Origin of the sequence: Curtobacterium sp. B18 (assembly GCF_000333375.1) — a bacterium.
GTDB lineage: Bacteria > Actinomycetota > Actinomycetes > Actinomycetales > Microbacteriaceae > Curtobacterium.
In genome coordinates, this window is record NZ_BACZ01000580.1 from 1 (window position 1) to 3,062 (window position 3,062).

4 protein-coding genes are annotated in these 3,062 nt (G+C 68.3%); 3 read left to right on the top strand and 1 reads right to left on the bottom strand.

All coding sequences use genetic code 11. The features are described 5' to 3' along the window. Positions 1-312: 312 nt before the first annotated feature. Positions 313-1,488 (bottom strand): ATP-binding protein, encoded by a 1,176-nt coding sequence (locus I5E_RS15570; RefSeq protein WP_022907791.1) that lies wholly within the window; start codon positions 1,486-1,488, stop codon positions 313-315. A 143-nt stretch (positions 1,489-1,631) separates the two neighbouring features. Between I5E_RS15570 and I5E_RS15575 the strand changes: the two genes are divergently transcribed. The 3 genes from I5E_RS15575 to I5E_RS24720 form a co-directional block, all read left to right on the top strand. Continuing rightward, entirely contained in the window at positions 1,632-2,519 is an 888-nt protein-coding gene (locus I5E_RS15575; RefSeq protein ID WP_022907792.1) for an SDR family oxidoreductase, read from the top strand. 9 nt (positions 2,520-2,528) lie between these two features. After that, complete coding sequence (locus tag I5E_RS15580; protein WP_083858006.1) at positions 2,529-2,828, top strand: Dabb family protein; 300 nt, start codon at positions 2,529-2,531, stop codon at positions 2,826-2,828. A gap of 122 nt (positions 2,829-2,950) precedes the next feature. After that, the coding region (locus tag I5E_RS24720) for a pyroglutamyl-peptidase I family protein (RefSeq protein WP_441294335.1) at positions 2,951-3,062 on the top strand (112 nt) is incomplete at its 3' end.

The window sequence follows — 3,062 nt, forward strand, 5'->3', positions numbered from 1 at the left end:
GACCCGGGATGAGCCGGCCACACCGACGATGAGGAAGACGATCCCGAAGACGAGTGCGCCCTTCTGGGTCCAGGTGGAGCCGTTGGCGGTGCGGTTCGTTGCTGCGTTGCTGGTCATGGTGCGACCTCTCTCTCATGGGGACCGACACGACGATGCGTCGGCGGGGGCCTTGTTCATGCCCACAGCTCTTTCGTAGCCCTCGCCCGGCTGGTTTGCAGCGTCTTGGGCAACACAGGCCGATTCGCGCTTCACCCAGTTCGGGGGGGGGGGATCCGACGCCTTCACACTCGGACCGTCGCCGAGGCCAGAGGGTCAGAAGTCTGGGATGTAGCGCAGCATGAACTTGTCGAACTGCGGGACCGTGAACTCGGCGAAGCCGAACTTGGGTGTGTACAGGAGTCCCTTGGCGATGAGTCGAGCTCGGAGCGGTGCGACCTGCTCGGAGGTCTTCCCGAGCTGTTCCGCGACGTCCGACGCCTTCTGGGGCTCCGGGCCCAGGGCAGCCATCGCTCGGAGGTAACGGAGCTCCTCCTTCGTGCTCCGCTGCACTCTCGTCTTGAAGAAGCTCTCGTCGAGTTCTGCCTCCACGAGGTACCGCGCGTCAGCGACCTCCGCGGCGGTGATGACGGGTCCCTCCGCGAGATCCCACACCGACCGTCCGAACTCCTGCAGGAAGTAGGGGTAGCCGTCCGTGTACTCGATGATCGCGTCGACTGCCGCGTCCTCGAACCGGACGCCCTCCTCGGCAGCCGGTGCGACGATGGCCTGTCTCGCGTCGGCGGGTCCGAGCTCGATCACCTGGATGTAGTGGAACAGTCGCTCGGCGTAGGACTTCGCGTCTCCCGCGACGCCAGGGAGCTGCGGGAGGCCCGCACAGGCAACGGTGATCGGGAGCCGTCGTTGGATGCAGCGGTGGATGGCACCGATCAAGGCCTCGAGTTCGTCCTTCGAGAGGAACTGGATCTCGTCGAGCAGGAAGACCACTCCGCGCCTGACATCGCGAGCGGTCTCTCCGAGCGACTCGAGCACATCAGCGAGGTCTTCGTCGAACTGTCCAGAGTCGGCTGCTCCGTCGATCTTCTCGACGTCGAGGCCCGCCGTGAGCGCCCCATCGGGCTGCACGGTCATCGAGAACGACCGGATCACGCCGGCGGCCCGCTTCGCAGCGTCGTTCCAGCGCGCTTTCGGTGACAATTGGAACAGCGCCTTGCGCACGAGGTTCGCGAGCTGCGGCCCGAACTCCTTCGTCTTCGAGATCTCGGCGGGTACCGCCACCCACTTGTGCTCGCGTGCGATCCGTTCGAACTCGCCGAGCAGGACGGTCTTGCCGACTCCTCGGAGGCCGATCGCCGCGACCGCTTTGTCGGTCTTGCCGCTGGCGAGGCGCTCGAGCACGCTCTCGAAGTCCTTCAGTTCGGCATCGCGTCCGGCGAGGACCGGTGGCGCGGAACCGGCGTTCGGCGTGTAGGGGTTGCGTACTCGATCCACGGGGTCCTCCTTATCGACCTTTCCAACCTTATCGAAGCTCGTTAATCCCGATAAGGTTGTCAAGGACCGTGTCGACGTCGAGTGCTCAGGTGGTGGATGCCGGGCTGAGCCATCGTGAAGGGGGCGCCGGGCATCGTGGGGGCATGAGCCAGGACGACAAGCGCGACCCGAACACCCTCTACCCGGCGCCGCCGTACCCGGAGCAGGAGCAGTCGCTCCCCGGGGCCGCGTGGAAGATGGACCCGAAGCCCGACCACGGCGAGGAGAGCTACGTCGGACACGGGCGCCTGCCGGGCTACCGGGGGATCGTCACCGGCGCCGACTCGGGCATCGGCCGCGCCGCCGCGATCGCGCTCTCCCGCGAGGGCGCCGACCTCGTCCTCTCCTACCTGCCCGACGAGCAGGAGGACGCCGAACAGGTGCGCGACCTGCTCGAGGGCGAGGGGCGTCGTGCGGTCCTGTTCCCGGGGGACATCTCCGACGAGCAGTACTGCACCGACCTCGTGCAGCGGGCCGTCGACGAGTTCGGCGGTCTCGACACGCTCGTCATGGTCGCGGGCCGGATGGACAGCAACGACGACATCCTCACCCTCACGACCGAGCACTTCGACTCGACCTTCAAGACGAACATCTACTCGCTCTTCTGGCTGACCAAGGCCGCCGTGCCGCACCTCGAACCGGGCTCCACGATCGTCACGACCGGGTCCATCCAGGCCAGCACGCCGTCGCCGGACAAGATCGACTACGCCGTGTCGAAGGGTGCGATCAAGCTCTTCACCGAGGCCGTCGCCCAGCAGCTCGCGCCGAAGGGCATCCGCGTGAACTCGGTCGCTCCGGGCCCGGTGTGGACGCCGCTCCAGCCCGGGTCCGACGACGCCCGGACCGTGGCACACTTCGGTGAGCAGTCGCCGTTCGGACGGCCCGGGCAGCCGGCCGAACTCGCCGCGGCGTACGTGCACCTCGTCAGCCCCGAGTCGAGCTACCAGTCCGGATCGACGATCACCGTCGCCGGCGGCACCCCGGCGTTCTAGGAGGACACGATGAGCGGGACGACACACGTGGTCCTCGTCGCGTGGGACCACGCGACGACCCATCCGTCGGCACGGGCCGACGAACTCGTGCGGGAGCACCTGCCCCGGATCGACGGGGTCGAGTCGGTCCGGTCCGGCGAGAGCATCAGCACCGAGGGGCTCGAGGGCGGCTTCGACTGGATGCTCGTCGTGCGCTTCCGGGACCGCGCGGCGCTCGCCGGGTACCTGCCGCACGAGGAGCACCAGCCGGTCGCCGCGTACATCCAGGGCGCGAGCGACCGCGTCGTGGTCTTCGACGTCGAGGACTGACCGCGCTCCGGGGATCAGGCGCGCGGACGGGCCGCTGAGCGGCTGGTGACCATCCGACGAACGGGAGGCGCGGTTCGGCCCCGCACCGCGCCTCCCGGCCCGCAGGTCCCTACGATGAGGACGTGGCTGACGCGACCGAACCGACCGTCCTGCTGACCGCCTTCGAACCGTTCGGCGGCGACGCCGTGAACCCCTCGTGGGACGCCGCGCAGCGGCTGGCGACCACCTGGGACG

Excerpts from the sequence above, each read along its gene's own strand:
- I5E_RS15575 (WP_022907792.1), top strand. The coding sequence starts at position 1,632 with ATGAGCCAGGACGACAAGCGCGACCCGAACACCCTCTACCCGGCGCCG.
- I5E_RS15580 (WP_083858006.1), top strand. The coding sequence starts at position 2,529 with ATGAGCGGGACGACACACGTGGTCCTCGTCGCGTGGGACCACGCGACG.